We start from the raw sequence: 25,704 nt of genomic DNA, 5'->3' as shown, positions 1-25,704 counted from the left end.
CGGCGAGAGCTCTTTGGCAAGCGGAATTGCCTTGAGCCAAAGCCGCAACTTCGCCATCCTGTAAGCCGCGCTTTGAAAACAGATAGCGCTGGGCGCTTTGAAAAGCGGATAGCAAGCGCGGTTCAAAAAAATGGGAGAAGCCAGATGACGGAAGCCAGATATGGCGACGTATCGGTCGCGGTGAAGGACTACGTAGGCACGGTCGAGATTCATCGGCCGCCGCACAATTATTTCGACGTCCAGCTCATCCGCGACCTGGCCAACGCGTTCGGCGCGCTGGACGAAGATGCGGCCTGCCGCGCCTCCGTGCTCTGCGCCGAGGGCAAGTCATTCTGTGCCGGCGCCAATTTCGCTAACCGGGCGGCGACCGGCGTCGAGGCCGGCACGGAGAAGCGCAATCCGCTCTATTCCGAGGCGGTGCGGCTCTTCGGCTCCAGGAAGCCGATCATCGGCGCGATCCAGGGACCGGCAATCGGCGGCGGCCTCGGACTCGCGCTGGTGCCGGATTTCCGCGTCGTTTGTCCCGAGGCGCGCTTTGCTGCCAACTTCGTCAAAATCGGCTTCCATCCGGGTTTCGGACTCACCTACACGTTGCCGCGTCTGATCGGCGTCCAGAAGGCGAATCTGCTGTTCCTCACGGGTCGGCGTATCAACGGCGAAGAAGCCTACGCGTGGGGACTCGCCGACGTTCTGGTCGAAGCAGACCGCCTACGCGAGACGGCGACGAAGCTCGCGGCCGAAATTGCCGAGAATGCACCGTTGGCCATCAATTCGACCCGCGCCACCGTGCGCCGGGGACTGGCCGAAGCCGTGCAGGCGCAGACCGACCTCGAGTTCATCGAGCAGGACTGGTTGATGCGCACCGAGGATCATCGCGAAGGCATCAAGGCGGTCGCCGAGCGGCGCCCCGGGCGTTTCGTCGGAAGATAGAATGCAACTGCAGCCGGTACTCGACGCGGAAAAGCGCGTTGGGTCCGGGCCGCTAGCGGCCGACCGTCGAAGTCTTGGCCGCGGCGACGTAGCGCTCGACGTCTTCCTCTAGCAGCAGCCGCTCCTTTTGAAGCACGGCCGCGGCGCGCGCGACCGCGTCAACGTAGTGCTCGTGGCTCGGGTATCGCTCTTCGAGAGAGGGTCGCGGGTCGCCCGTTTCACGACGCTCCTTCACTGTAGCCACGAATGGGATGAACGAGCCCACCACCATCAATGCGCCCTCCGCGCATCCGGCGCACCGGATGTTCCATCCCGTCCGCGTGCCCAGAGGCACCGTGATGTCGGGCAGGCGTATGCCGGCGATCTCGTTGCCGTCCTCGTCAACCTTGGGGACCAGGACCGGGTATTCGCGGCCGGGGATCGCCCGGGGCGGCTCCGAGCTGTAATCCATCACGCACAGTTCGTTGAAGAGCCCCGTGTAGCGAACGCCCGGAATGTCGGGAAAGGCGAGACCCGATCCTGGCGAGGGAGGCACGAGAGTTCCATCGCCGGCGCGCGGAAACCGGCTCTCCGGCGGTAGTGTCCCCGCGCTGACCCATTGCTGCAGCGCTACCAGCAATGCCCGGTTCAAAGGCCCGTAGTCGAGACGATTCAGTGGATACGTGTGGTTCTGGAAGAAGACCCCGCTGTGCCGGAGCATCGCAGGGCCCGCATGCTGCGTTCCGGCGAAGGCGTACACGCGGACCTGCTCGGGCAGCGCAATGTCCTGGCCGTGCTCGTCGGTTACGACCAGGGAACATCGCCCCTGCCAGAATTCGGTGCTGGTATCGGCGTGCATCATCTTGGGGCAGGTGCCGGAAGCAAGGCAACGCTCCATGATGCCGCCGGTCTTCCCGCTTATCGAATCGGTGCGAGTTGCGTAGGTAAACGGAAACTGATCGCCGGGATAAAGATGGTCCTCGTGCTCGCGATTGAACCGCCCCGGCTGGGAGAAGGGATGGTTCAAGAAAATTCTGCGGGAACCCGCGAGGCTCGCATAAATTCCGTCGAAAACCCTTCGGCCTGACGGCGTCTGGTTGAATCCCAGGTGCACGAACTCGCGCAGGAAGCGGCCCGGCTGCGATCTTCCGTAGGCGATGACGTCATCGACGATCGGGCCGCCTCGACCGAGGCTCAGCGGATTGGGCCGGCCGCTATCGTCTGTTGCCGCATGGCGCATGAATTCCACCAGGTCGCGGACCGCGGCGAATCCGAGACCCATCACGATCGGATCGCGCGCCTGGTAGATGAACTCGTATATTGCACCGCCGTCGAAACCGTCGGCGAGGATGATTTCGAGCCTGGTGGGAGAGAGAAAGCGCCATCGATCCGGCGGGACCGGTGTCCGCCGATCCTTCTGGCGTTGGCGGACCGTAAGTGTCGCCTCGCTCTGCTCCAGCGTATTGGCGGGGTAGGTCAGCGGCGCGACCACTCTTCCCGAATCCTGGCCGAAGACGAATTCCTCTCTCGATTCGCCGACGATAGGCTTTCCGGCCCCGGTTGCGACCGGAAAGCCGGCGAGCATATGTCCCTCTTCAGGCGCGACGTCGCCCTGCCATGCGCCGAACAGGATCGAATAGCCCCGGCGCATCAGGAAGCCGTTGCCGGCGTCTTCGGCGGTCGCAAGTTCGTTCGATCCCAGGCCCTTGGACGCGTCGTTCAGGTCGACCAGGGCGAGCTTGTCGCCGCGATTGAGCGCGTCGTACAGAAGATACCGATTACCTTTGCGCAGATCGGTCGGCTTCAGAAGGCAGAAATCCATCCAATATTCGACCAGGCCGGCGGCGTTGCGGGGCGCCTTGTCGAGATTGGCGATTACGGCGTTGAGTGGATGCGACGGATCGACTTCGCCGAATGCGCGGCCGATGACCTTTTCGTAGGCTCCGACGGTGCCGAACGACATCCCGCCAAAGGCGCTTTCAACGCGGGCGATTTCGATTTTCATAAGCCCTCTTCCGTCGAGCGTGGCTGCACTGCGCCAGCGGCGCAGGATAGCACAACGGCGGGCCGGACCGGGTAATGCGGCGCCCCGGCGCGCCGCGTGTGCGGCGAAAAATAGCGATTGAAAGCGGGATTGGAATGTGTTGTTATCCGCGCCACAGCCAATAGTTAATCTGGCGACGCGGAGGAGTAACGACATGGCGACTCCAAAGGTTATCGTCCAGCTTTACCCGGTGCTTCCTGCCGAAGATCGCGCGGATCGCGAACGCAAGCGTCCGCTCGGACGCAATAGCGAAGTTTACCACCGCGTGCTCCATGAATCGCTCGAACTGGTTAGAGAGATCGACGCGATGGGCGTCTGGGGCATCAGCACGATCGAGCACCATCTCCACTCCGAAGGTTACGAGCTCGGGCCCAATCCCGGCGTGCTCAACGCCTGGTGGGCAGGCGCCGTGAAGCGCGCCTACCTGGGCGCGCTGGGTTACGTGATGGCAACGCGCGATCCGATCCGGGTCGCCGAAGAAACCGCCATCCTCGACCACATGACCAACGGCCGCTTCTTCGTCGGCCTCACGCGCGGCTATCAGGCGCGCTGGACCAACATCCTGGGTCAGTCGATCGATGCGGTGGCGACACTTTCCGATGGCAGCGCGGACGATGCCCGCAACCGCGAGATTTTCGAAGAACGCACGCTGATGCTGATGCAGTGCTGGATGCAGGACGCGGTCGAGTCGAAGCAGCCGCACTACGAGATTCCCTATCCCTACGAAACCGGAGTCCGTGGTTATCCGGCGTGGAGAAGCGCTGCGTCCGCCGGCGCTCCGGGCGAAGTCGGACCCGACGGCAGTATCCGGCGCGTGAGCGTGGTGCCCAGCCCCTACACGCGGCCATATCCGCCGGTATTCGTGGCGATGAGCGGCAGCGCGAGTTCGATTCCGTTCCTGGCGCGCCATGGCTTTCGCCCCACCTATTTCACCGGTCTCGATAACATCCTGCAGTTCGCACGCATGTACGTCGAGGAGGGGCGCGCCGCCGGACTGCCCTATGCTCTGGGCGAGCGTCAGAACCTCGTGCGCTGGATTCACGCCGGCCGCACCGAGCAGGAATTCCGCGACAAGCTGATGCGCTACGATTACGAGATGTACGCGAATTTCTACACCGCGTTTTTTCCCAAGCTGCCACACTTCGCGGACGCGGAGGCGACCCTGCAGAGCATGAAGGAGAGCGGCATCTTCCTGGGCGGAACCGTCGAGCAGTTAAGGCAGCAGTGGCGTCATATCTACGCGACCGTTCCCGCCGAGTACCTGACGCTCATCTGGCACTACGCGCAGTGTCCCAAGGAGGTCGTGCTCGACGAACTGGGCACTTTCATGACCAAGGTGCTGCCGGAACTCGACGCGCCTTCATCGGGCGAGCACGCGATCGAGGCCGCGCCCGCGCCCTGATCGGGCGCCGCGGCCGCAAGCAGGGCGCGGGGTGATGAATCGGTCGATGAGCGCCGGCGATCGCCGGGTCGAGAAATCCGTTGGGCGTCAGACGATTTCATACATGAAAGGCGATTACGGCTGAGCGCCGGGACTCAGCCACTCTGCGGACGGTTCGGCCCCTTCACGCTCAGAGTTCGAGCGCGCTGCCTGAGCCGACCACCGTCCTGGTGCCGTCGGATTTTTCGCACCATACCTCAACTTCGGCTCGCGTGCGCGCGCCTTCCGGCCGACGCTCCAGGATGCGTCCGCGGGCGGCGGTGGTTTCGTTGGCCCAGAGCACGTTGACCAGCCGCAGATCGAAGCGTCCGCCACAGAGGAACCCCACGCCGAAGCGCCGCGTCATCATCGCGCCCGCCAGACACACCGACAGCATTCCCTGCACCACGATCTCGGGAAAGCCGAGCTTGCGCGCCGCTTCGCGATCGGTGTGGTAGTTGATCGCCGGCCCGGAGAACGCCATGCACATCGCTTCGCTCACGTGAATCATCGGCGATTCGATCGGTTCGCCGCCGTGTTCGCCGACCTTGAACGTGCGGGCGGCGTCGCGCTCGCGCGACTTGTCCACCGCGTACGAGCCGTCCGCGCGCTCCGGCATCAGGAAGCTCTGATGCGTACGGCCGCGCGTCACCATGCGGCCCGCGGAGTCGAAGATCAGGGTTTCGTTGACCACGTATTCGCGGTCGCGCTTGGCGTAGCGCTCGGCGATGACCGAGCGCGAGCGCAGCCGCTCACCGACCATCACCGGCGCGAAAAAATCGAACTCCTGGCGCGCGTGCAGGTTGCCGTAAACATTGGGCAGGTACCAGGAATGGGTATGGAAGACCGCCGAATGTACGATCAGCGCAGGCGCCACCGGGCCGCCGAGCGGCGAGGGCCCGCGATACCAGGGGTTGTCGTCGCCGGTGCCCGCGATATAGCGCTCGATGAGGTCCGCAGTTATTTCGTATTCGGCGCCACCGTAATCACGGCCCACGTAAACTTCGCTCGGATCAAACACGCTCGTCAGTTCCATCGTACAGCGCCTCGCCAGTCTTCATGCCTTCTTGATTTTCTTTTTCAGCCGCTCGTTGAACTTCGCGCGATCGGCGACTGCGCGGATATGCGTTCCAGTCCCGATCTCGTCGATATCGTCATTCGCGCGCACGACGAACTCGATGCGCCGGCCGTCGACCTTGGTTACTTCGGCCCAGGCGGTGACCTTGTGCCCCTCGGGCGTGGCGGCAAGATGCTGCACGTTGATCACGGCCCCGACCGACATCTCGCCGGGCTCGAGGTAAGGCTGCATCGCGTCGATCGCGGCCAACTCCATCATCAGGCTCATCACGCAGGTGGCCATCACCGGCGGCAGCGAGGGCTCCATCGTGCCCGCCAGGTCCTTCTTTTCCACGATGATAGTGTGGCTGCCCTTGGTTCCCACCGGTATCGGTCGCATCGTAATCCCCTTATCGATTCCACCTGTTTTACGCGGCGCGCGTGCGCCGAAGCTTCATCCGGTCGAGCTTTTTGATCACCCAATCGACGCGATCGTTGCCCCAAAAAAGCTCGCCTGCGACGTTGAAGGTGGGCACGCCGAACACACCGTCGCGCTCGGCTTCAGCCGCCGCGGCCCGCAAGTCGGCAGGACCGTCGCCTTCGGCATAGTCGCGGAAGCCGGCGTAGTCGAGTCCCGCCTCGGCCATCACAGCGGCCAGCGCATCGAAGTCCTCGATATTGAGTTCGCGCTTGAAGAAGCGCTCGAAGACGCGGTCTGCGTATGGCCGAAAGCGTCCGTGGCGATCGGCATAGAGCCCGCTTATCAGCGCAAGCCGCGAGTCGAAAATCTTCTGCGGGCCGCGGACGATCATCGCGCGTTCGTTGGCGAAGCGGCGCATGTCCATGTAAAGGTACCGCACCTTATCCCAGTCGCGCTGCGCGCGCTGCTCGAGCTCGCCGCCGTACGCCTCGCGGATCGCGAGCTCGAGCGGGATGAAGCGCAGGCGCACGCGATGGGTCTCTTCGAGCTTGTACGCCGGCTCCATCGCGAGGTACGTAAACGGGCTCTTGAAGTCGTAATAAAGTTTTATCGTTTCGACGCCATCAGCCATGGTGACCACTTATTTAGTGGATAGCCTAAAAGAAAGCGGCGAAAAAGCGGCGCGTCTTTCTTTATCGAGGGCATCGTGCGCGCACCGCTCGATTCCGCGGGCGGCGGATGCGAAAATAGTGGCTCGAGCAGGCTGCGTCGTCAGGATTTTTTTCGAGGAAGCTCGCTATGGCAAAGCGTTCCAGCAGTTCCAGCGGCGCGCCGCGAACCTCCGCGGGCGCGTCGCGCGAGGTAGAGAACCGGTCCGCCCCGGCCCCACCCGCGTCGTCGCAATATCACGTGATCGAGGCAGTTGCGCCGATCATCGATTGCGGCCGCTATCCGGTCAAGCGCGTACAGGGCGAGTCCTTCACGGTTGAGGCCCATATTTTCCGCGACGGCGATCACGTGGTGCGTGCGGTCGTCAAATGGCGGCCGCGGAGCGAGAAGCAGTTCAGCGAATCGCCGATGACGCACGTGGACGACGATCGCTGGCGCGGCGAATTCCCGCTCGAGCGCAACGAGCGCTATTTTTTCACGATCCAGGCTTGGACGGACCTCTTCGCCACATGGGAGCGCCGCTTCAGCAAAAAGGCCGAGGCCGGGCGCGACGTGGCTTCCGACCTGCTCGAGGGAGCTGCGCTCATCGAGGCCGCAGCGCCGCGCGCCAAAGATGGCGACCGCGCGGCGCTGCTCGCGGCGCTCGAGCAACTGCGCGGATTCGACGAACCGCGCGATGCGGTCGCGGTGGTCTCGGACGAGCGTTTGCTCGGCCTGATGGCGCGGGTGGGCGAGCGCTTCAGCGCCACCGAGTATCGGCCGCTGCTTGAGGTTGTCGCGGACCGGCCGCGCGCGCGCGCGGGCGCGTGGTACGAAATGTTCCCGCGCTCGCAAGGCGAAACGCCCGGGCGCGCCGCGACGCTGCGCGAGGCGGAACGGCGCTTACCGGAAATTCGAGACCTCGGTTTCGATGTCGTGTATCTCACGCCCATCCATCCGATCGGTCGATCGCATCGCAAGGGGCCCAACAACTCGTTGACGCCGTTGCCCGACAGTCCCGGCAGCCCCTGGGCGATCGGCAGCGCGGCCGGCGGCCACACCGCGATCGAGCCGGCGCTCGGAAGCCTTGACGACTTCGACCATTTCGTGGTGGCGGCGCGGCGGCTCGGGTTGGAAATCGCGCTCGACTTCGCGATCCAGTGCTCGCCAGACCATCCTTGGGTGCGCGAGCATCCCGAGTGGTTCCGCCATCGGCCCGACGGATCGATAAAGTACGCCGAGAACCCGCCCAAGGAGTACCAGGACATCTATCCGCTCGATTTTGATGGGCCGGAGGCCGGGGCGCTGATGGACGCGCTCAGGGAAGTCGCGCTGTTCTGGATCGGCCATGGCGTGCGGATTTTTCGCGTCGACAATCCGCACACCAAGCCGGTCAAGTTCTGGCACTGGTTGATTGAGAGCATCCAGGGCCGTTACCCTGATGTCATTTTTCTGTCCGAGGCGTTTACGCGGCCCAGGATGATGATGTCGCTGGCCAAGGCCGGGTTTACCCAGTCATATACCTATTTCACCTGGCGCAACACCAAGAGAGAATTCATCGAATATCTTGAAGAGTTGATCCGGCCGCCGGTGAGCGACTTCTTTCGGCCGAATTTCTTCACGAACACTCCGGACATCCTGAGCCCGGTCCTGCAGCGCCACGGGCGTCCGGCGTTCAAGATGCGGTTGGTACTGGCGGCGACGCTGTCGCCGTCCTACGGCATCTACAGCGGCTACGAATTGTGCGAGAACCAGGCGGTTTCCGGCACCGAAGATTATCTCAACTCCGAGAAATACGAGATTCGCACGCGCGACTGGCACGCTCCGGGCAACATCAATGAGTTTATCGCCCGCCTAAACGCGATCCGGCGCGAGAACCGATGCCTCGGCCTGTTCACCAACCTGCGCTTCCTCGAAACCGATGGCGAGGAGATTCTGTGTTACGTCAAGGCTGCGCCCGAGGGGGGGAACGTTATTCTGGTAGCCGTGAATCTCGATCCCGGTGCGCCGCACGCATGCACCGCCATGGTGCCGCCAGATGCCGTGGGCGTCGTGCCGGGCGAGAATTACCTCGTGACGGACCTGCTGACGGGCTCGTCATGGACTTGGAGCGAGCGCAACTACGTGCATCTTGATCCGGCGGTCGAGCCGGCCCACATCCTGCTGGTCACAAAACAGCGATGAACAAAGCGAAGAGCAACGGCGCGCCGTCCAACGACCCGCTCTGGTACAAGGACGCCATCTTCTACGAATTGCGGGTGCGGTCGTTCTACGACAGCAACGGCGACGGGGTAGGGGATTTCCCCGGCCTGACGCAGAAGCTCGACTATCTCCGCGATCTGGGGATCACCACGATCTGGCTGCTACCCTTCTATCCGTCGCCGATGCGCGACGACGGCTACGACATCTCCGACTATACCGGCGTGCATCCCGACTGCGGCACGCTGCACGATTTCAAGGCGTTTCTTCGCGCGGCGCACGAAAGAGGATTGCGCGTCGTCACCGAGCTGGTGCTCAACCATACCTCGGACCAGCATCCGTGGTTTCAGCGCGCTCGCCGCTCGCCGCCGGGCAGCCCCTACCGGGATTTTTACGTCTGGAGTGACACGCCCGAGCGCTACAAGGAGGCGCGGGTCATCTTCAAGGACTTCGAGCTTTCAAACTGGACCTGGGATCCGGTCGCCAAGGCGTACTACTGGCATCGTTTCTATTCGCATCAGCCGGATCTCAACTACGACAATCCGGCGCTCAAGCGCGCGGCGTTCCGCGCAGTGCATTTCTGGTTCGGGATGGGCGTCGACGGGTTGCGCCTTGACGCGGTGCCTTATCTGTTCGAGCGCGACGGCACCACTTGCGAGAATCTGCCGGAGACCCACACCTTTCTGCGCGAGCTGCGCCGCCACATCGACGCGCATTTTCCAAACCGCATGCTGCTCGCCGAGGCCAACCAGTGGCCCGAGGACGCGGTGACCTACCTCGAGGGCGGCAAGGAATGCCACATGGCGTTCCATTTTCCGATCATGCCGCGGATGTTCATGGCAGTGCGGATGGAAGATCGCTTCCCGCTCACCGACATCTGGGCGCAGACCCCGCCGATCGACGAGTCCTGCCAGTGGGCGATCTTTCTCCGCAATCACGACGAGCTGACGCTCGAGATGGTGACCGAGGAGGAGCGCGATTTCATGTACCGGGCCTACGCGCGCGAGTCGCGGATGCGAGTCAACCTGGGCATCCGGCGCCGGCTCGCGCCCTTGCTTGGTAACAATCGCCGCGCGATGGAATTGATGAACGGGCTTCTGCTGTCGCTGCCCGGCACGCCGGTCATCTACTACGGCGACGAGATCGGCATGGGCGACAACATCTACCTCGGCGACCGCGACGGCGTGCGCACACCGATGCAGTGGAGCGGTGATCGCAACGCGGGCTTTTCGGCGACCGACCCGCAGCGGCTCATCCTGCCGGTGATCATCGATCACGAGTACCATTACCAGACCGTCAACGTGGAGAACCAGGAGCACAACCTGCACTCGATGCTGTGGTGGATGCGCCGGGTGATCGCGCTGCGCAAGCAGTTCAAGGCCTTCGGGCGCGGCACGGTCGAATTCCTGAGCCCCGAGAACCCGCGCGTGCTGGCGTTCCTGCGCGTTTATCAGGACGAGCGCATCCTGGTGGTCGCCAATCTGTCGCGTTTCGTGCAATACGTCGAACTCGACCTTACGCGCTTCAAGGGGATGGTGCCGGTCGAATTGTTCGGCCGCACCGAGTTTCCCGCGATCACCGAAAAGCCCTACCTGCTTACGCTCGGACCGCATTTGTTCGACTGGTTTTCGATCCAACCGCCGCGCCTGGCGCCTTCCGTGGTCGAGATCCCGAAAGCCGAAATCGCCCGCATCGAAAGCGCCGCCGGATGGGACGGCTTCATGCGTGGCGAGGGCTGGGAGGCGATGGCCAAGGCGCTGCCGGATTTTCTGCCACGCTGCCGATGGTTTCGCAGCAAGACGCGCGCGATCAAGACGGTCAGGGTGGCTGACACGATCTCGCTGGTCGAGGGCCCCGGCGAGGCTCACCTCGTCCTCGCCAACGTCGAGTATCACAATGCCGAGTCGGAGCAATACGTGATACCGATAGCTCTGGAAGCCGACGGAACCGGTCCGGGCGGCGCGCGTCCGGAGCTGACGATCGCCCACCTGAGGCTCGGCGGCTCACGCAACGGCGACGTCGACGGCCGGCTGTTCGAGGCTTCGGCCGACCCGCGCTTTGCCTGGGCGATGCTCGAGCTGGTCGAGCGGCGCCGCCGCGTGCGCGGTCAGCGCGGCGAGCTAAGCGCCACGGCGGCGCCCCTATGGCGCGAGCTGCGTGGCGATCGCGAAAGCCCATGCGAGCCGCATGCACTCAGGACCGAGCAGACCAACTCGTCGATCATCTATGGCGACCGTCTGATCCTGAAACTGTTTCGCATGCTCGATCCCGGCGTCAATCCGGACCTCGAGATCGGGCGCGTGCTTGCGACGCGCTCGAATTTCGCTCATACACCGCCGCTTGCCGGATGGCTCGAGTACCAGACCGGCCGCGACGAGCCCAGCACCGTTGCCCTCCTGCACGGCTTCATCGCGAGCCAGGGTGACGCGTGGACGCATACGCAGAGCGAGCTCAGCCAGTATTTCGAGCGCGCATTGACCACCAAGGACCGCTCGGTCGAGCTGCCGGTCAAACCGCTGGTGGAACTGGTTGCGGAGGATCGGCCGGGACCGATGGCGACCGAGGCTATCGGAGCGTTTCTCGAGACCGCCGGGCTGCTGGGCCAACGCACCGCGGAGTTGCATCTTGCACTGGCGGCCGGCGACGAACCCGATTTCGCACCTGAGCCTTATTCGCAGCTCTATCGGCGCTCCGAATACCAGTCGATGCGCAACCTGGCGGGGCAGGTGTTTCGCGTTCTCCGCGCGCGTCTCTCCATGCTGCCGGAGGCTGAGCGCGCAAAGGCAAGCGAACTGCTCTCCAACCAGGAGAGCGTCACTGCGCGCTTCCAGGAATATCTGCAGCGCAGATTCACCGTTACACGCATCCGCACGCACGGCGATTTGCATCTGGGGCAGGTGCTGCACGCGGGCAAGGACTTCGTCATAATCGATTTTGAGGGTGAGCCGGCCCGTCCATTGAGCGAGCGGCGCCGCAAGCGCTCGGCGCTGCGCGATGTGGCGGGAATGCTGCGGTCGTTTCACTACGCGGCGATGGGTTCGATGCTGGATCATCTGCGTGCGGGCACGCTCAGTTCAAGCATGCTCGACGCGTTGGGGCCGTGGGCGCGTATGTGGGAGGCATGGGCCTCATGGGCCTATCTGAAGGGCTACCTGGATAGGGCCAGCGGAGCGGATTTCATCCCGCGCGAACGCGAGGAACTGCGGATTCTGCTCGATTCTTTTTTGCTCGACAAGGCGATTTACGAGCTGGGTTACGAAATGAACAACCGTCCCGATTGGGTCGCGATCCCGCTCCAGGGCATAAGCCAGGTGTTGAGTGGAGCGATCTAGGAATCCCAAGCGGACAGGAAACGCGTCTCCTCATGTCATCTGAAATAGCACCCATGGGCCGCACCGATGCGGCGAGCGGCTTCGAGAGCCTGGTCGCGCTCGAACACACCGATCCGCACTCGATCCTGGGCGCGCACCTCGATCGCGAAGGCGTCGTGCTGCGGGCGTTTCGGCCCGACGCCGAGCGCGTCGTGCTGCTGATCGACGGCGAAGAGCAGGGACGCGAGATGACGCTGGTTGATCCGGCGGGAGTCTTTGAGCTCCGGCTCAAAGGACGGAGCGAGCTGTTCGCTTACCGGCTCGAGTTTTTCTTTCGTGGCGGCACTTCGGCGACCGGGCGCGATCCGTACTCCTTCCTGCCTACGATCGGCGAGCTGGATCTTCATCTGCTCGGCGAACTCAAGCACGAGCGGCCCTACGAGATCTTCGGCGCTCATCGGCGCGAGATCGGCGGCGTGGCCGGCGTCGCGTTCGCGGTGTGGGCGCCGAACGCCCGCAGACTCAGCGTGGTCGGCGACTTCAACGCCTGGGACGGGCGCATCCACATGATGCGTTCGATGGGCGGCTCGGGAACCTGGGAACTGTTCATCCCGGGGCTCGAGCCGGGTGAGCGCTACAAATATGAAATTCTGCCGCGCGAGGGCCCGCCGTACCTCAAGACCGACCCATGGGCGGCGGCGATGGAAGTGCCGCCGGCGACCGCGTCGATTATCTATCGCTCGCGCTTCCGCTTCGACGACGAGCAGTGGATGACGGAGCGGGCCGGGCGCGAAGCGCTGCGTGCTCCGCTTTCGATCTACGAAGTTCACCTGGGCTCGTGGCGGCGCGTCCCCGAGGAGCACAATCGCTGGCTGACCTACCGCGAACTTGCGCCCGCGCTCGCCGACTACGTGGCCGAACTCGGCTTTACCCACGTCGAGCTGCTGCCCGTGATGGAGCATCCGTTCAGTGGTTCGTGGGGCTACCAGGTGAGCGGCTACTTCGCGCCGAGCGCGCGGTTCGGCACCCCCGACGATTTCCGCTTTTTCGTCGACTATCTCCATCGCCGCGGAATCGGCGTGATTCTCGATTGGGTGCCGGGCCATTTTCCCATCGACGACTTCGCGCTGGCGCGCTTCGACGGCACCGCGCTTTACGAGCATCTGGATCCGCGGATGGGATTTCAGCCCGAGTGGGGCACTTACATTTTCAACTTCGGCCGCACCGAAGTGCGCGGCTTCCTGCTCGGCAGCGCCGAGTGGTGGCTGCGCGAGTTCCACGCCGACGGCCTGCGCGTCGACGCGGTCGCCTCGATACTGTATCTCGACTACGCGCGGCGCGAAGGCGAATGGATTCCCAATCCCGAGGGCGGGCGCGAAAACCTTCAGGCGGTCGGCTTTTTGCGCCAGCTCAACGAGCAGGTCTATGCGCGCAATCCCGGCGCAATTACGCTAGCCGAAGAATCGACCTCATGGCCCGCCGTGAGCCGGCCGACGTACGCCGGCGGCCTCGGTTTCAGCTTCAAGTGGGACATGGGCTGGATGCACGACACGCTGGAGTACTTCGCGAAAGATCCCGTGCATCGCCGACATCATCATCGCGATCTCACCTTCGGTCTGCTTTACGCGTGGAACGAAAACTTCGTCCTCCCGCTCTCGCATGACGAGGTCGTGCACGGCAAGAGCTCGATGCTCTCGAAGATGCCGGGCGATCGCTGGCAGAAGTTCGCCAACCTGCGCGCGCTCTACGGCTACATGTGGGCGCGGCCCGGCAAGAAGCTGCTCTTCATGGGAAGCGAATTCGGCCAATGGAAGGAGTGGAACTACGACACGAGCCTGGATTGGGACGTGCTCCAGGGCAGCGAGCATCGCGGGCTCCGGGCGCTGGTCGGCGAGCTCAACCGGCTCTATCGCTCGCAGCCGGCGCTGTGGGAAGCCGAGCATGACCAAGCGGGCTTCCAATGGATCGCCGCCGACAACGGCGACGACAACATGATCGCCTTTATGCGGATCGCGCCGGCCAACGGCCAGCGCGTGATCTGCGTCTGCAATTTTTCCCCGGTGCCCCGCCAGGATTATCGCATCGGCGTGCCGCGCTCTGGCTACTATCGCGAGTTTCTCAACACCGACGCCGAGCGCTGGGGCGGCAGCAACCTCGGCAACGGGGGCGGCGTTACCGCAGATCAAGTTCCATACAACGGCATGCCGTATTCCATTTCGATCACGCTGCCGCCGCTTGGCGTGCTGTGGTTCGAAGCGCCGCGCGACTGAAGGCCGCAGGTCAAGGTTTCTTGCAAATCGGTCGGGAGCGGCTATGATGCGCGCTGCAAGACCGGCCTTGAGGCTGTAGCGGCGGGATGATCCGCGCTCGAAGCGGCCGGCTGCCGCGTGCAGGGAGGACTCCGTGCGATGAAGACTGTCGAAGAAATAGTCACCGAACTTGCCGACCGCGAGGAAATCCGCGACCTGCCGGTGCGCTATTGCGACTGCGTTTGGCGCGGCGACGTCGCCGGAATCGTCGATCTGTTCGCCGTCGACGGATCTTTCATCGTGAAAACGCCCAACGGCGAAACCGTCCATAAAGGACGCGAGGCCTTGCTCAAGACCTACACCGAGGGACTGCGCGACCTGCTGCCGCGTCCATACATCCACAACCACGTGGTTGAACTGGGCTACTATGGCCGCGCGACCGGGCGATGCTACCTCGACTTGCGCAGCGAAAAGCACAACATGCAATGGATCGGTTCGGGCTACTACAACGACGAGTACGTGAAGGTCGGCGAGCGTTGGAAATTCGCCTCGCGCTACTTCACCGCGATGCATTTCGACCCCGCAACCGCCGCCAATGCCGCTCCTGCCGCGAAGCCTGCCGCCAAGCCGAAGCCGGCCGCCAAGCTGAAGCCAACCGCCAGGCCGAAAGCTGCGAAGGTCAAGGCGGCGGCGCGCAAGAAGGCCGCGCCGGCGAAGCGCAAAGCCAGACGCTGACCGAGCTCGACTGATGGACCGTCGGACGGGCGTTGGCGTCGGGCATCCTCGATGGCTCGGCGCGTTGGCTATCACGACGCTGGTTTGCGCCGCTTCGGCATCAGACGCACAGGCGTCGAACCCGCGGCCTCTGCCGCAGCAAGTGGTTTCCAAAGCCCCTGACATGCATCCGTTCGGAAAAGGCCGCCATTCGTGGTGGGGCGTCCAGATGTACGACGCGACGTTGTGGATCGCCGGCCCGCAATGGTCGCCAGCCGAGCCGCACGCGATCGATCTCGAACCGAAGCGGACGGTTCCCTCCAGCGCCCTGGTGAAGGCCGCGATCGACGAGATGCGCAGCCTCAAAGTGGGCGACGAGCGCCAGCTCAAAGCGTGGCAATCGGAGATGAACCAGGTCATCCCCAGCGTCAAGGCCGGCGATCAGGTGGTCATATTCTGCACCGACGCGAACCACACGCTCGTTTTTCTCAACGACTCAAGCAACGGCGAGATCAACGATCCTTCGTTCTGTCCGGCCGTTATGAGCGTGTGGCTCCATCCGCAAACCAAGCATCAGGCGATGCGGAAGTCGCTGCTTCGACAGTAACGCGGGCGGTCAATCCGGCAGCGAGGTTCCGGCGAGCAGCGCGTGCGCGCGGCGCAGGCTGTCCTCGGTTTCGCGCAGGAGGTCGGCAAATACCTCGGCGGCTGGCTTGACGCTGCCGATGAGGCCTGCACCCTGGCCGGTCGGCATGAAGGTGCGTTCGGGGTCGGCAGTCTCGCCCGCGCGCCCGGAAAAGCCCATCACGCCATTGCGATACGAGACCCGCACCTGCTCCGGAAACGGTTTGATCTTCGCCGGCTCGCGCTCCCACTCGAGCGCGTAGGGGGTGCGAATCACACGGCAGGGCTTGCCCGTATAGCAGCGCGTGCGGAGGGTCGAGTCGTCGCGCGCATGAACGATCGCGTCGCGATAGACCTGCGCCGCCTGCGCCTCCGGCGTCGCGATGAAGCGCGTGCCGATAACCACCGCCTGCGCGCCGAGCGTGAGCGCGGCGGCGACCTGGCTTCCGTGCGCGATACCGCCGGCCGCGAGCACCGGCAGGCGCACCGCGCGGATCATCTGCGGAACCAGCGACAGCATCCCGATCTCTCCCGTGTGACCGCCCGCCTCGGTGCCTTGCGCGACGACCACGTCGGCGCCGGCCTGTTGGGCCTTCTCGCCGTGATGGACCTTGCCGCACATCACCACCACTTTCATCCCGTGATCGTGCATGGTGCGGATGAATTCGGCGGGGACGGCGAGGCCGGCGACGAAGATTTTCACCTTCTCCTCGATCAGCACCGGCATGTGCGGCCGCATCATGTCGGGAATCGGGGCCAGCAGGTCAATCGCGAACGGCCGCTCGGTGAGTTCGCGCGTGCGCCGGATCTCCTCGCGCAGTTCCGCGGGTGAGCATCCAGCCGCGCCGATCACGCCGAGGCCGCCGGCGTTGGAGACCGCGGCGGCCAGGCGATGCATCGCCACTCCGCCCATTCCGGCCAGCAGAATCGGATACTCGATACCGAAATAGTCGCAAATCGGGGTGTTGAGCACTGTGCCGTCCTCGAAGCTGGCCGCTACTTTACGAGCGGGAAAACCATCTCGGCGAAATCGCGATAAACCTTGCGTTCGCGATCCATCGGAGGCCACAGCACGGTCTCGCGCATGCCGGCCTTTTCGCTCGCGCGGATCTGCTCCGCGATCTCTTCGGGCCTTCCGACCAGGCATCCCGCGCGTATCGCCTCGGGCGTCACGAAGCGCCGCTCCTCGGGCTGCATGTAAACCAGGTGTCCTTCGTGGATCTGACGAAAGCGCGCGTTCTCGGGGAGGCTGAAATTCCTGACCCGCTTCAGGTAGTCCTCCCAGATGTTGGCGAAGTGCGGCGGTATCAGCTCGTCCTTCTCGCCCATGTCTTTCCAGATCTCGTAGAAGAAATGCAGCTCGCACATCACCCAGGATCCGGTTTCCTCGATCACGCGATCGTCGGTAAGCTTCTCGCCCGGGCGCAGGACGCATCCGGTGGTGATGAAGGCGGTGTGGAAATCCGCCGGCAGCCGGCGTTTGGCGCGCGCCGCGCCCGCGGCGATTTTATCAAGCTTCGCTTTGGTCACATGCGGCTGTCCGCCCACCGTGATCCATCCGTCGGCGTACGCGCCCGTCGCCTCGAGCGCCTTGGACCCGTTGGCCGCGGCGTAAATCGGGATGCGCGGCTCGAGGTTGATGAAATGGCGGTCGAGATGGAGAAATTTTATCTCGCGGGTCTTGCCGCGATACTCGTAGTTCACGGCCTCGCCGTCGAGGAGCGCGCGGACCACGCGCAGATATTCGCGAAATTCGCTGGTGCGCATCGGATCCTGACCCATCACCCGCATGGCGGTGTGACCGGTGCCGATTCCGAGGAACACGCGGCCGGGCGCGATCTGGTTAATGCTGGCGATCGAATGCGCGGTCACCGGAGCGAGCCGGGTGCCGGTGATTGCGACTCCGGTACCGATCTTTATGCGTTTGGTGTTGGCTGCCGCGAGCGCCATCGTCGCGTAGCAGTCCGACCAGATCATCTGCGAGTCGCCGACCCACGCGCGATCGAAGCCCAGCTCTTCGACGTAGCGAATCACGTCCCAGTTGCCGATATGCGTGCTCACGCCGATTCCGAATTCCATCACGAACCTCCGCTCTATCAGGCCTATCGCAGCCGCAACGAGGATTAACAAAAGTCCGCGCGCGGAGCCATCACTCGCTCTTGAGAAACCGCACCGGCTGAGGCAGTCTCGCAATCGGCAGTGCGAGCAGCCGCGGGCGCGCAAGGCACGGATGCGGCGCCGCCGACCTTTTCCACGGAGGAACCGCCATGAGCTGGGATTTTGAGACCGAACCCGAGTTCCAGAGGGAACTCGACTGGATCGATAAATTCGTGCGCGAGGAAGTCGAGCCGCTCGACTACGTGCTGGAGTCGCCCTATGACGTCCGCGACGCGAACCGCAACAAGCTGGTGCGCCCGCTGCAGGCCGAGGTCCGCAAACGCAAGCTCTGGGCCTGCCATCTCGAGCCCGAGCTCGGCGGCCAGGGCTACGGCCAGGTCAAGCTCGCGCTGATGAATGAGATTCTCGGCCGTTCGCGCTTTGCACCCACGGTTTTCGGGTGCCAGGCGCCGGATTCGGGCAATGGCGAGATTCTCGCCAAGTACGGCACGCCCGAGCAGAAAAAGCGCTACCTCGAACCGCTGCTCGCCAACGAGATCGTCTCGTGTTTCTCGATGACCGAGCCGCAGGGCGGCGCCGACCCCAAGGTCTTCACCACCCACGCCGAGCTGCGCGGCGACAACTGGGTGATCAACGGCGAAAAATGGTTCTCCTCGAACGCGCATTATTCCTCGTTCCTGGTCGCGATGGTCGTGACGGATCCCGACGCGCCGCCGTACAAGCGGCTCTCGACCTTTATCGTCCCGACCGACGCCCCGGGCGTCAGCATCGTGCGCCGCGTCGGCGTCGGCCAGGAGGCCAACGGCACCCACGCCTACGTGCGCTACCAGGACGTCCACGTGCCCAAGGATCATCTGCTGGGGCCGCGCGGCGGCGGCTTCGTGGTCGCGCAGACGCGGCTTGGCGGCGGCCGGATTCATCACGCGATGCGCACGATCGGGCAGGTGCGCAAGTCGTTCGACCAGATGTGCGAGCGGGCGCTTTCGCGCACCACGCAGGGCTCGCTGCTTGCCGACAAGCAGATGGTGCAGGAGAAGATCGCGGACTCCTGGATCGACATCGAGCAGTTCCGCCTGCTGGTGCTGCGCACCGCATGGCGCATCGACAAGTACAAGGACTATCTCAAGGTGCGCAAGGACATCGCCGCCGTAAAGGCCGCGATGCCCAAGGTGTTCCACGACGTCGTGGTGCGCGCGCTGCAGGTGCACGGCTCGCTCGGCGTGACGCCGGAGATGCCGTTCGCCGAGCAGGTGATGGAGAGCTTCGTGATGGGTCTCGCCGACGGACCGACCGAGGTCCACAAGATAACGCTCGCGCGCCAGGTGCTGCGCGACTACAAGGGCACCGACGGGCTGTTCCCGACCAGCCACATCCCGGCGCTGCGCGAGGCCGCAATCCGCAAGTTTGCCGACCGCATCGAACTCGAGGTCGCCGCGCAATGACCACGCGTCCCGTGCAATACGATTTCAGTGGCAAGGTGGTCGTGATAACCGGCGGCAGCCGCGGCATCGGCCACTCCATGGCGCTCGGGTTCGCAGCAGCCGGCGCTAAAGTCGCGATCGCGAGCCGCAAGCTCGAAAGCTGCGAGGCGACGGTCAAGGAAATTCGCGCGCTCGGCTCCGAGGGCTCGGCGCATGCCGCGCACGTCGGCAAGTGGGAGGACTGCGACCGTCTTGCCGACGAGGTTTACGGGCGTTGGGGGCGTGCCGACGTGCTCATCAACAACGCCGGCATCTCGCCGCTTGCGCCGTCGTCGGTCGAGACCAGCGAGGAGTTGTTCGACAAGATAATCGGGGTAAATCTCAAGGGACCGTTTCGGCTGACGGCGCTGTTTGCCTCGAGGATGGCGGCGGGCGAGGGCGGCTCGATCATCAACATCTCGTCCACGGCCGCTATCCGTCCCGACCCGGAGACCGCGCCCTACGCCGCCGCCAAGGCCGGGCTCAACATCCTGACGGTCGCGTTCGCCAAAGAGTACGGGCCCAAGGTGCGCGTCAACTGCATCATGTGCGGGCCGTTCCACACCGACATCAGCAAGGGATGGTCGCGCACGGAGGATTTCAACCGGCGTGCGCGCAGGATGTTCCCGCTGCAGCGCGCGGGCGAACCCGAGGAGGTTGTGGGCGCGGCGCTTTACTTTGCGAGCGACGCCGCCAGCTTTACGACCGGCGCGGTCCTGACGATCGACGGCGGCTCGGCGCATCTGATCGTTCGGACCACGTACGAGTCCTGAGCGGGCGAGCGGAGTGAGCGAGCCGCGCATCGCTAAAAACAGCGGCGCCGGACGGCGCGAGCCGTCCGGCGCTCATGCGATCGGCGCGCTGCCGCTCAGTATTTCGCGATCACCTCGCGGCTGAATTCTTCGATCATCTCGCGCCCCTGCGGATAGACTACCTGGATCGCGACCTGGCTCAGCCCCGCCGCTTCCATCGCCTTCAGCCGTGCGATTATCTCGTCGGCCGTGCCGGTCAGCGTGCTGCCGCGGACGATCGCATCGTCGAGGTATCTCTCCTCGCCCGGCTTGAGATAGATAAGATGGCCCTCGTGAACTTCGAGGTAGCGGCGATCGGGGGGCGTCTTCAGCTTTGACACGTACTCGTCGCGGTAACGCTCCCATTGCTTCTGGAACGGCGAGGACGCCGATGCGGTGATCGCGGATGCCTCCCACATCGCGTGCAGCAACACCGCCGCGAATGGGCCGACGCGTTTGATCGCGCGCGGCGAGGCCGCCGACTCGCCGGGCTTGAGCACGCAGGCCGTGGTTAGCAGCAGCGCCGGGAATTTGCCAAGCTTGCGCCCGGCGCGCGCGGCGCCCGCCTCGATAAGCTTGAAGTCGGCGCGGATGTGGTCGGGGTCCGAGAGCGCGGTGATCCAGCCGTCGCCGACCTCGCCGGTGAGTTCGAGCGCCTTGGGGCCGTTGGCCGCGACGTGAATCGGAATCGGATCCTTGAGATTGATATAGCCATGGTCGGGATGGAGAAAACGGATCGCGCGTTCGCGCTTGCCCTCGCGGTACATCACCTCTTCGCCGCGGAGCAGCTTGCGGCACATCTCGATGTACTCGCGCATCCGTTCGAGCTTGACCGGCGGGAGCCCCATCGTATTGCGCCCGGTAAAGCCGGTGCCGATACCCAGCATCGCGCGTCCGGGCGCGAGCAGATTGATGGTCGCGATCGAATGCGCCGTCACCGGCTCTATCCGGTTGGACGGAATCGCAACGCCGGTGCCGAGCTTGATGCGCTTGGTATGCTCGGCGGCGAGCGCGAGGCATACGTAAACGTCGCTGTAGAGCATCTGCGAATCGTAAAACCATGCGTGCGTGAAGCCGTTGTCCTCGGCTATCACCAGGTCCTTCCAGGCGTCCGGACGGGCCGGGTAGGCGATTGCGAATTCCATCGAGCTCATCTCCTTGCCGCCGCGATCTGCGCGGCGCCGCGCGCAAAATTTTGCCCGATACCATCGCGCCGACCCGCGTTTGTCAAGCGAATTTCCGCGCGGCGGTGCGGGTCGCAGGCACGCCAGGGCGCAGCCTGACGGCGGAGCCGATGGAAGCCTTCGACGTCATCGTGCTCGGCGCCGGCGCAGCGGGACTGATGTGCGCGATCGGCGCGGGGCGGCGCGGGCGGCGCGTGCTGGTGCTCGAACATAACGCGGAGCCCGGGAAAAAGATTCTCATCTCGGGCGGCGGACGTTGCAACTTCACCAACCTCGAGATCGCGTCCGAGCGTTTTCTTTCCGCCAATCCGCACTTCTGCAAATCCGCGCTTAGCCGCTATACCGAGCGCGACTTCATCGCGATGGTCGAGCGGCATCGTATCCGCTATCACGAGAAAACGCTCGGCCAACTCTTCTGCGACGGTTCGGCGCGCGAGGTCCTCGCGATGCTGCTCGCGGAATGCGCGGCGGCCGCGGTCGATCTTCGCACGAGCCATCGAATCACGGGCGTCGCACGCGCCGACCGCTTCCGCGTCGAGACCGGCCACCGCAGCTTCGCTGCGCCGGCGCTGGTAGTCGCGACCGGCGGGCTCTCGATTCCGAAGATGGGAGCGAGCGGCTTTGCCTACGATCTCGCGCGTCGCTTCGGACTCGGAATAATCGAGCCGCGGCCGGGATTGGTGGGGCTGAGGTTCGCGGGCGAGATGCTCGCGCTCTGCCGGTCGCTGAGCGGCGTCTCGGCCGACGCGATCGTCGCGTGCGGCCGGCAGAGCTTTCGCGAAAATATCCTGTTCACCCACAGCGGACTCTCGGGCCCCGCGATTCTTCAGATCTCGTCGTATTGGAGCGAGGGCGAAACGCTCTCCCTTGACTTCGTGCCAGGACTCGAAGTCGGAAATTTTCTGCGCGAGCGCAGACGGAGCCGTCCAAGGGCGGAACTTAAAACCGTGCTGAGCGAGATTCTACCAGCGCGGCTTGCGCAGGCGATAGCTGAAGCGGCCGCGAGCGACCCGCCAGGTGAAGTAAAGATGGCGAACCTGCCGGACCGCATACTCGCCGCTGTGGCCGCGAGGCTCAAACGATGGCAGGTCGCGCCGGCGGACTCCGAGGGATGGGCGAAGGCCGAAGTGACGGTCGGAGGGGTCGATACCGCGGCGCTTTCCTCGAAGACGATGGAGGCACGAGATGTGCCCGGCCTCTACGTCATCGGCGAGGCGGTCGACGTCACCGGATGGCTTGGCGGGTACAATTTTCAGTGGGCATGGTCGAGCGGCTGGTGCGCCGGCGAAGCTGTATGATTGATTCGGCAAAGCGGGGCGCTACGGATTCAATCGGCGATGGCTCGCGCGAGCGCCGGGCAACCTCTCACCAGGGGGAAATATGGATCAGACGAGGATCTTCGGCCCGTTTTTCGCGACGATCTTCTTGACGCTCGTCGTCTGGATCTACATGTACGCGCGGCGCATCAGCTTCATCACGCGAAGCGGAATCGGCCCCGGAGATCTGGCGGTGCCCGGCGAACTCGCGCGGCGCTCGCCGCCGGCAGTATCCAATCCGTCGGACAATCTTAAGAACCTCTTCGAGATCCCGGTGCTCTTCTACGCGCTGGTGCTCTACCTGTTCGTGACGAGGCAGGTGGATGGCGTGTACGTCGATGCGGCGTGGGTATTCGTGGTGTTCCGCGCGCTGCACAGCGCGGTGCATTGCACGTTGAACCGCGTGATGCTGCGATTTTATCTCTACCTGTTCTCGACGCTCGCGGTGTGGTTCATTGCGGCACGCGCGGCGCTTGCGTATTTCGGCGCCTGACGAGCTTCATTCGACCCGGAGCGGTATCTCGCGTTTGCGGCTTACGCCGCGTAAAGTGGCCGTGCTCTTTCGCGAAAGATGACTATTTCCAGGGACGAGAGCGCGTCGCAAGCGAGCGGGCGCGCGCGGCTGCCGCCGCGAGATGAATGAGCGCCTTTCTGCCCGATCCTGGCCTGCGTATCTCGCGCTAATCCTCTGGGTTGCGGCTTTCGCCGCAGCGGCATCTCTGTTCGCCAAGCTGCCTTCCACCGCCACCGGCTACCGCGACTTTAGTGCCTATTACGTGCCGTCGCTGGCGGTGCGCCGGGGGATCAACCCGTACAACGGTGATTTCGAGAGCGTTTACACCGAGGTCGGGCGTCCGCTTGGCGATATTGACATGGGCACCAATCATCTTGGCGACACGCCAGCCTGGTTTCTCTTCTTCATGCCGCTGACGTTCCTGAGCACTGAACAGGCTTACTGGACATGGCAGACGTTGAATATGTTGGCGCTTGGCGGCGCCCTGTTCCTGCTCATCGACGAGCTCGGTCCGAGAGGGACGGAAGTATGGGCGACGGCGGCCTTGATGGTTCTGTATCCGCCGATAGCGATCAGCATCTGGTTCGGCCGGGGAGAGATGATCCTGCTCTTCCTTTTGTCCTGGGTCTGGTTGCGATACGGCGCCGGCGTGATGCAGCAGCGGGCGCGATCCTGGCAATTGCGGCGCTGCTGCGTGCGTACCCGCTGGGCATGCTCGGGTATCTGATCGCTCGGCGCAACTGGCGAGCGTGCGCGTACATGCTCGGCACGTGTATTGCCGGCGGAGCGTTGACCGCCGCCGTGCTCGGGGCCGGCCCCATCGCGAGTTTCGCGGGCATGGTCGTCGGCGGAGAGCAAACGTTGGGTGAGCCGCTGGGATTGTTGAGGCATCCGTCCAATCTAAATCTCGGCTGGTTTGTGCGCTTCATCGCCGACCACACCGTCGGCGATCGCCCCTGGGCTGCCGGCGCAGGTTTAGTTACCGAACTGATACTTGCCGGGCTCTCGTTTGCCGCGGCCTGGGCGCTCGTCGAGGACCGCTATGCCTGCGGCTTCGCCTTATGGATTGCGCTGATCACTCTGCTCTCGCCGATCTCGTGGCAACACTTCCTGGTCTGTCTGGTCCCGGTTTACGTGAGCGTCGCGGCGGCCTGTCAGGATGGCGCGGCGTCGCGGCTGACATTGTTTACGGCGGGTACTAGCTATCTCGCAGCATTTTTCATGGGCGGCCCGACCGTCGGCTTTATCAACGCAGGGATGGAGCGTCTGCTTCGCGGGCATGTGCATCTGTGGCACGCGGTGCCCGAGTTCACTTTTGCATCGCTCGTACTGGCATACTGCGCCGCCCTGTTGATGACTACCTCGGAAAACCGGCCGCCGGCCAACGCCTGAATATTGCGTCGATCGCGTCAATCCGGAGCGGAACGCGGTGCCCGCGCTTCGCGTGCATCGGTGCGCTCCTCTCCCATTGCGATTCCTCGCCGCGACGAGATTTCGCGCCATGCGAGCGCTGCGCAGATCGCTGCGGGTTGCGATCTTTACCTGGTACGTTCAGCCGTTTGCCGCAGCGATGACTCGGTGATAGGGCTCGTGATCCGGAATCCCAGCAGGCGCGGAGGAGACTCGAATGCGCATGCGAGACATCATTGTCGGCACGGTAATAATCGTGTTGCTGGTGGTCATTGTCGGCTGGGTGGCGGTCTCAGTTTACGAGCACGAAAACACGAGCGGGCAGGCGACGCCAACGGCCGCATACGCGGCCGTCAGTTGACGTTTGTCCGTCGGCCGAAGTTTAGTGCGCGCGTGTAAACGCGCATCCTGTGGCGCAATCTCCGCGGCATTTGCGGGCAATACTTCATAACGAGGAGCGGCTTCAGCTCCAAGTCACACTTATTACTGTAGCGCCGAGGCTCCAGATAACAAGATAATGTCGAGGTTCCAGGCTGCCTCTTACGGTCGCTTTGCTTAAGGCGTGGCTCCGGAGGATTACATGCCGCCGCCGGCTAGGGCGCGCTTTAGCCGGACACCGGTTGCGACGGCGCCGCCGACGATACGCGAGCGTAGTGATGGACGGTCGACTACGAGGTCTTCGCACAGCCCTTCTTTCGTTCCGAAAGTTGCCTTATAAGCCTCGTCGCCGTAGGTCATGCTGAAGGTTTGAAACCCTTGCTCAATTACGTGCTGGATCGCAATCCCGAATGAGGCTTTGCCTGGAGATATCGTGGCGTATGCGGCATTAAACGAGCCCCAGTAATACCAGAAGACTCCGTGCGCCCGGTCCGGAAAGCCACCGATTATCGCAATCGGCTCGGCGCCGCTCCACAACGCCCGCAGCCATACTCGTCCGTCCTCGAACATCCGGCGCATGAGGGGATAGAAGAGTCGTTGATCGCGCTCGAGCGACCCGCCCCAACGAGCCTGCCGTAGGCGCATCAGCACGGCGAAATCAGTTTCAAATGACGACTCGGTCACGTCGGCCATCCGAAACGACGGCAAAGCCGCCACGGCGCGCATAGCGTGTCGGAGGTCCTGCCGCCGGCGAGCGGACAGCTTTTCGCGAAGATAGACTTCCCAATCGTCAGGCAGCGTAATAAACGGGACTGATGTTACCTTACCACGCTCGATGTGCTCGGGAGTGTCCGCGACGAGCTCGATGAGCCGGCGCAGCCGAACGTCGGCGACGTCGAAGGCCCGAAACTGGTCCCAAGCCAGCGAGCGCATGTAGG

The 25,704-nt window shown here is 64.0% G+C and carries 22 protein-coding genes; 14 read left to right on the top strand and 8 right to left on the bottom strand.

Features of this window, described 5'->3' with window-relative positions; genetic code table 11:
* Positions 1 to 144 precede the first annotated feature (144 nt).
* Positions 145 to 930: an enoyl-CoA hydratase/isomerase family protein gene (locus VMI09_11595; protein HTQ25331.1), complete on the top strand. Its 786-nt coding sequence runs from the start codon at positions 145 to 147 to the stop codon at positions 928 to 930.
* Positions 931 to 982: 52 nt separating this feature from the next.
* On the opposite strand, the gene VMI09_11590 is transcribed toward VMI09_11595, so the two are convergent.
* Entirely contained in the window at positions 983 to 2,914 is a 1,932-nt protein-coding gene (locus tag VMI09_11590; GenBank protein ID HTQ25330.1) for an alpha/beta hydrolase domain-containing protein, read from the bottom strand.
* A gap of 193 nt (positions 2,915 to 3,107) precedes the next feature.
* On the opposite strand from VMI09_11590, the gene VMI09_11585 reads away from it, so the two are divergent.
* Positions 3,108 to 4,355: an LLM class flavin-dependent oxidoreductase gene (locus tag VMI09_11585; protein ID HTQ25329.1), complete on the top strand. Its 1,248-nt coding sequence runs from the start codon at positions 3,108 to 3,110 to the stop codon at positions 4,353 to 4,355.
* 169 nt (positions 4,356 to 4,524) lie between these two features.
* On the opposite strand, the gene VMI09_11580 is transcribed toward VMI09_11585, so the two are convergent.
* The 3 genes from VMI09_11580 to VMI09_11570 are packed head-to-tail and all read right to left on the bottom strand — an operon-like array spanning position 4,525 to position 6,481.
* The gene (locus tag VMI09_11580) at positions 4,525 to 5,409 is read right to left on the bottom strand and encodes a MaoC family dehydratase (protein HTQ25328.1); all 885 of its coding nucleotides are present in this window, start codon (positions 5,407 to 5,409) and stop codon (positions 4,525 to 4,527) included.
* 21 nt (positions 5,410 to 5,430) lie between these two features.
* Entirely contained in the window at positions 5,431 to 5,829 is a 399-nt protein-coding gene (locus VMI09_11575) for a thioesterase family protein (GenBank protein HTQ25327.1), read from the bottom strand.
* A 28-nt stretch (positions 5,830 to 5,857) separates the two neighbouring features.
* Positions 5,858 to 6,481: a DsbA family protein gene (locus VMI09_11570; GenBank protein ID HTQ25326.1), complete on the bottom strand. Its 624-nt coding sequence runs from the start codon at positions 6,479 to 6,481 to the stop codon at positions 5,858 to 5,860.
* Between the two features lie 278 nt (positions 6,482 to 6,759).
* Here VMI09_11570 and VMI09_11565 point away from each other — a divergent pair, with 278 nt between their 5' ends.
* The 5 genes from VMI09_11565 to VMI09_11545 all read left to right on the top strand — a co-directional run bounded on the left by VMI09_11565 (position 6,760) and on the right by VMI09_11545 (position 15,578).
* Entirely contained in the window at positions 6,760 to 8,682 is a 1,923-nt protein-coding gene (locus VMI09_11565; protein ID HTQ25325.1) for an alpha-1,4-glucan--maltose-1-phosphate maltosyltransferase, read from the top strand.
* Entirely contained in the window at positions 8,679 to 12,029 is a 3,351-nt protein-coding gene (gene treS, locus VMI09_11560) for a maltose alpha-D-glucosyltransferase (GenBank protein ID HTQ25324.1), read from the top strand. The genes VMI09_11565 and treS overlap by 4 nt, the downstream gene beginning before the upstream one ends.
* 53 nt (positions 12,030 to 12,082) lie before the next feature.
* Positions 12,083 to 14,278 (top strand): 1,4-alpha-glucan branching protein GlgB, encoded by a 2,196-nt coding sequence (gene glgB, locus VMI09_11555; GenBank protein HTQ25323.1) that lies wholly within the window; start codon positions 12,083 to 12,085, stop codon positions 14,276 to 14,278.
* A 138-nt stretch (positions 14,279 to 14,416) separates the two neighbouring features.
* On the top strand, positions 14,417 to 14,992 hold the full coding sequence (locus VMI09_11550; GenBank protein ID HTQ25322.1) for a nuclear transport factor 2 family protein: 576 nt from the start codon (positions 14,417 to 14,419) through the stop codon (positions 14,990 to 14,992).
* A 13-nt stretch (positions 14,993 to 15,005) separates the two neighbouring features.
* The gene (locus VMI09_11545; GenBank protein HTQ25321.1) at positions 15,006 to 15,578 is read left to right on the top strand and encodes a chalcone isomerase family protein; all 573 of its coding nucleotides are present in this window, start codon (positions 15,006 to 15,008) and stop codon (positions 15,576 to 15,578) included.
* Positions 15,579 to 15,587: 9 nt separating this feature from the next.
* Here VMI09_11545 and VMI09_11540 read toward each other — a convergent pair whose 3' ends face one another.
* Both VMI09_11540 and VMI09_11535 read right to left on the bottom strand, forming a co-directional pair.
* Positions 15,588 to 16,568, bottom strand: coding sequence for a nitronate monooxygenase (locus VMI09_11540; GenBank protein HTQ25320.1), 981 nt, complete (start codon positions 16,566 to 16,568; stop codon positions 15,588 to 15,590).
* 23 nt (positions 16,569 to 16,591) lie between these two features.
* A complete protein-coding gene (locus tag VMI09_11535) occupies positions 16,592 to 17,674 on the bottom strand; it encodes an LLM class flavin-dependent oxidoreductase (protein HTQ25319.1) in 1,083 nt (360 codons plus the stop codon).
* A gap of 188 nt (positions 17,675 to 17,862) precedes the next feature.
* Here VMI09_11535 and VMI09_11530 point away from each other — a divergent pair, with 188 nt between their 5' ends.
* The gene (locus VMI09_11530) at positions 17,863 to 19,155 is read left to right on the top strand and encodes an acyl-CoA dehydrogenase family protein (protein ID HTQ25318.1); all 1,293 of its coding nucleotides are present in this window, start codon (positions 17,863 to 17,865) and stop codon (positions 19,153 to 19,155) included.
* Entirely contained in the window at positions 19,152 to 19,946 is a 795-nt protein-coding gene (locus VMI09_11525) for an SDR family oxidoreductase (GenBank protein HTQ25317.1), read from the top strand. The genes VMI09_11530 and VMI09_11525 overlap by 4 nt, the downstream gene beginning before the upstream one ends.
* Before the next feature lie 95 nt (positions 19,947 to 20,041).
* On the opposite strand, the gene VMI09_11520 is transcribed toward VMI09_11525, so the two are convergent.
* Positions 20,042 to 21,109, bottom strand: coding sequence for an LLM class flavin-dependent oxidoreductase (locus VMI09_11520; GenBank protein HTQ25316.1), 1,068 nt, complete (start codon positions 21,107 to 21,109; stop codon positions 20,042 to 20,044).
* A 149-nt stretch (positions 21,110 to 21,258) separates the two neighbouring features.
* On the opposite strand from VMI09_11520, the gene VMI09_11515 reads away from it, so the two are divergent.
* From VMI09_11515 to VMI09_11495, 5 genes are all read left to right on the top strand, one after another.
* Positions 21,259 to 22,446: an NAD(P)/FAD-dependent oxidoreductase gene (locus tag VMI09_11515; GenBank protein ID HTQ25315.1), complete on the top strand. Its 1,188-nt coding sequence runs from the start codon at positions 21,259 to 21,261 to the stop codon at positions 22,444 to 22,446.
* A gap of 82 nt (positions 22,447 to 22,528) precedes the next feature.
* Positions 22,529 to 22,957, top strand: a complete 429-nt coding sequence (locus VMI09_11510) for an MAPEG family protein (GenBank protein HTQ25314.1) — start codon at positions 22,529 to 22,531, stop codon at positions 22,955 to 22,957.
* Positions 22,958 to 23,099: 142 nt separating this feature from the next.
* Complete coding sequence (locus VMI09_11505; protein HTQ25313.1) at positions 23,100 to 23,705, top strand: glycosyltransferase 87 family protein; 606 nt, start codon at positions 23,100 to 23,102, stop codon at positions 23,703 to 23,705.
* Positions 23,600 to 24,370 (top strand): glycosyltransferase 87 family protein, encoded by a 771-nt coding sequence (locus VMI09_11500; GenBank protein ID HTQ25312.1) that lies wholly within the window; start codon positions 23,600 to 23,602, stop codon positions 24,368 to 24,370. Before VMI09_11505 ends, VMI09_11500 begins: the two co-directional genes overlap by 106 nt.
* A gap of 241 nt (positions 24,371 to 24,611) precedes the next feature.
* Positions 24,612 to 24,749 (top strand): hypothetical protein, encoded by a 138-nt coding sequence (locus VMI09_11495; protein ID HTQ25311.1) that lies wholly within the window; start codon positions 24,612 to 24,614, stop codon positions 24,747 to 24,749.
* Positions 24,750 to 24,964: 215 nt separating this feature from the next.
* On the opposite strand, the gene VMI09_11490 is transcribed toward VMI09_11495, so the two are convergent.
* On the bottom strand, positions 24,965 to 25,704 hold a 740-nt coding region (locus VMI09_11490; protein ID HTQ25310.1), incomplete at its 5' end, for a GNAT family N-acetyltransferase.

This window comes from Candidatus Binataceae bacterium (assembly GCA_035500095.1).
In the GTDB taxonomy this organism is placed as follows: domain Bacteria; phylum Desulfobacterota; class Binatia; order Binatales; family Binataceae; genus JAKAVN01.
The sequence above is the reverse complement of the archived record's forward strand: the minus strand, read 5'-3'. Positions and strand labels throughout refer to the sequence as shown.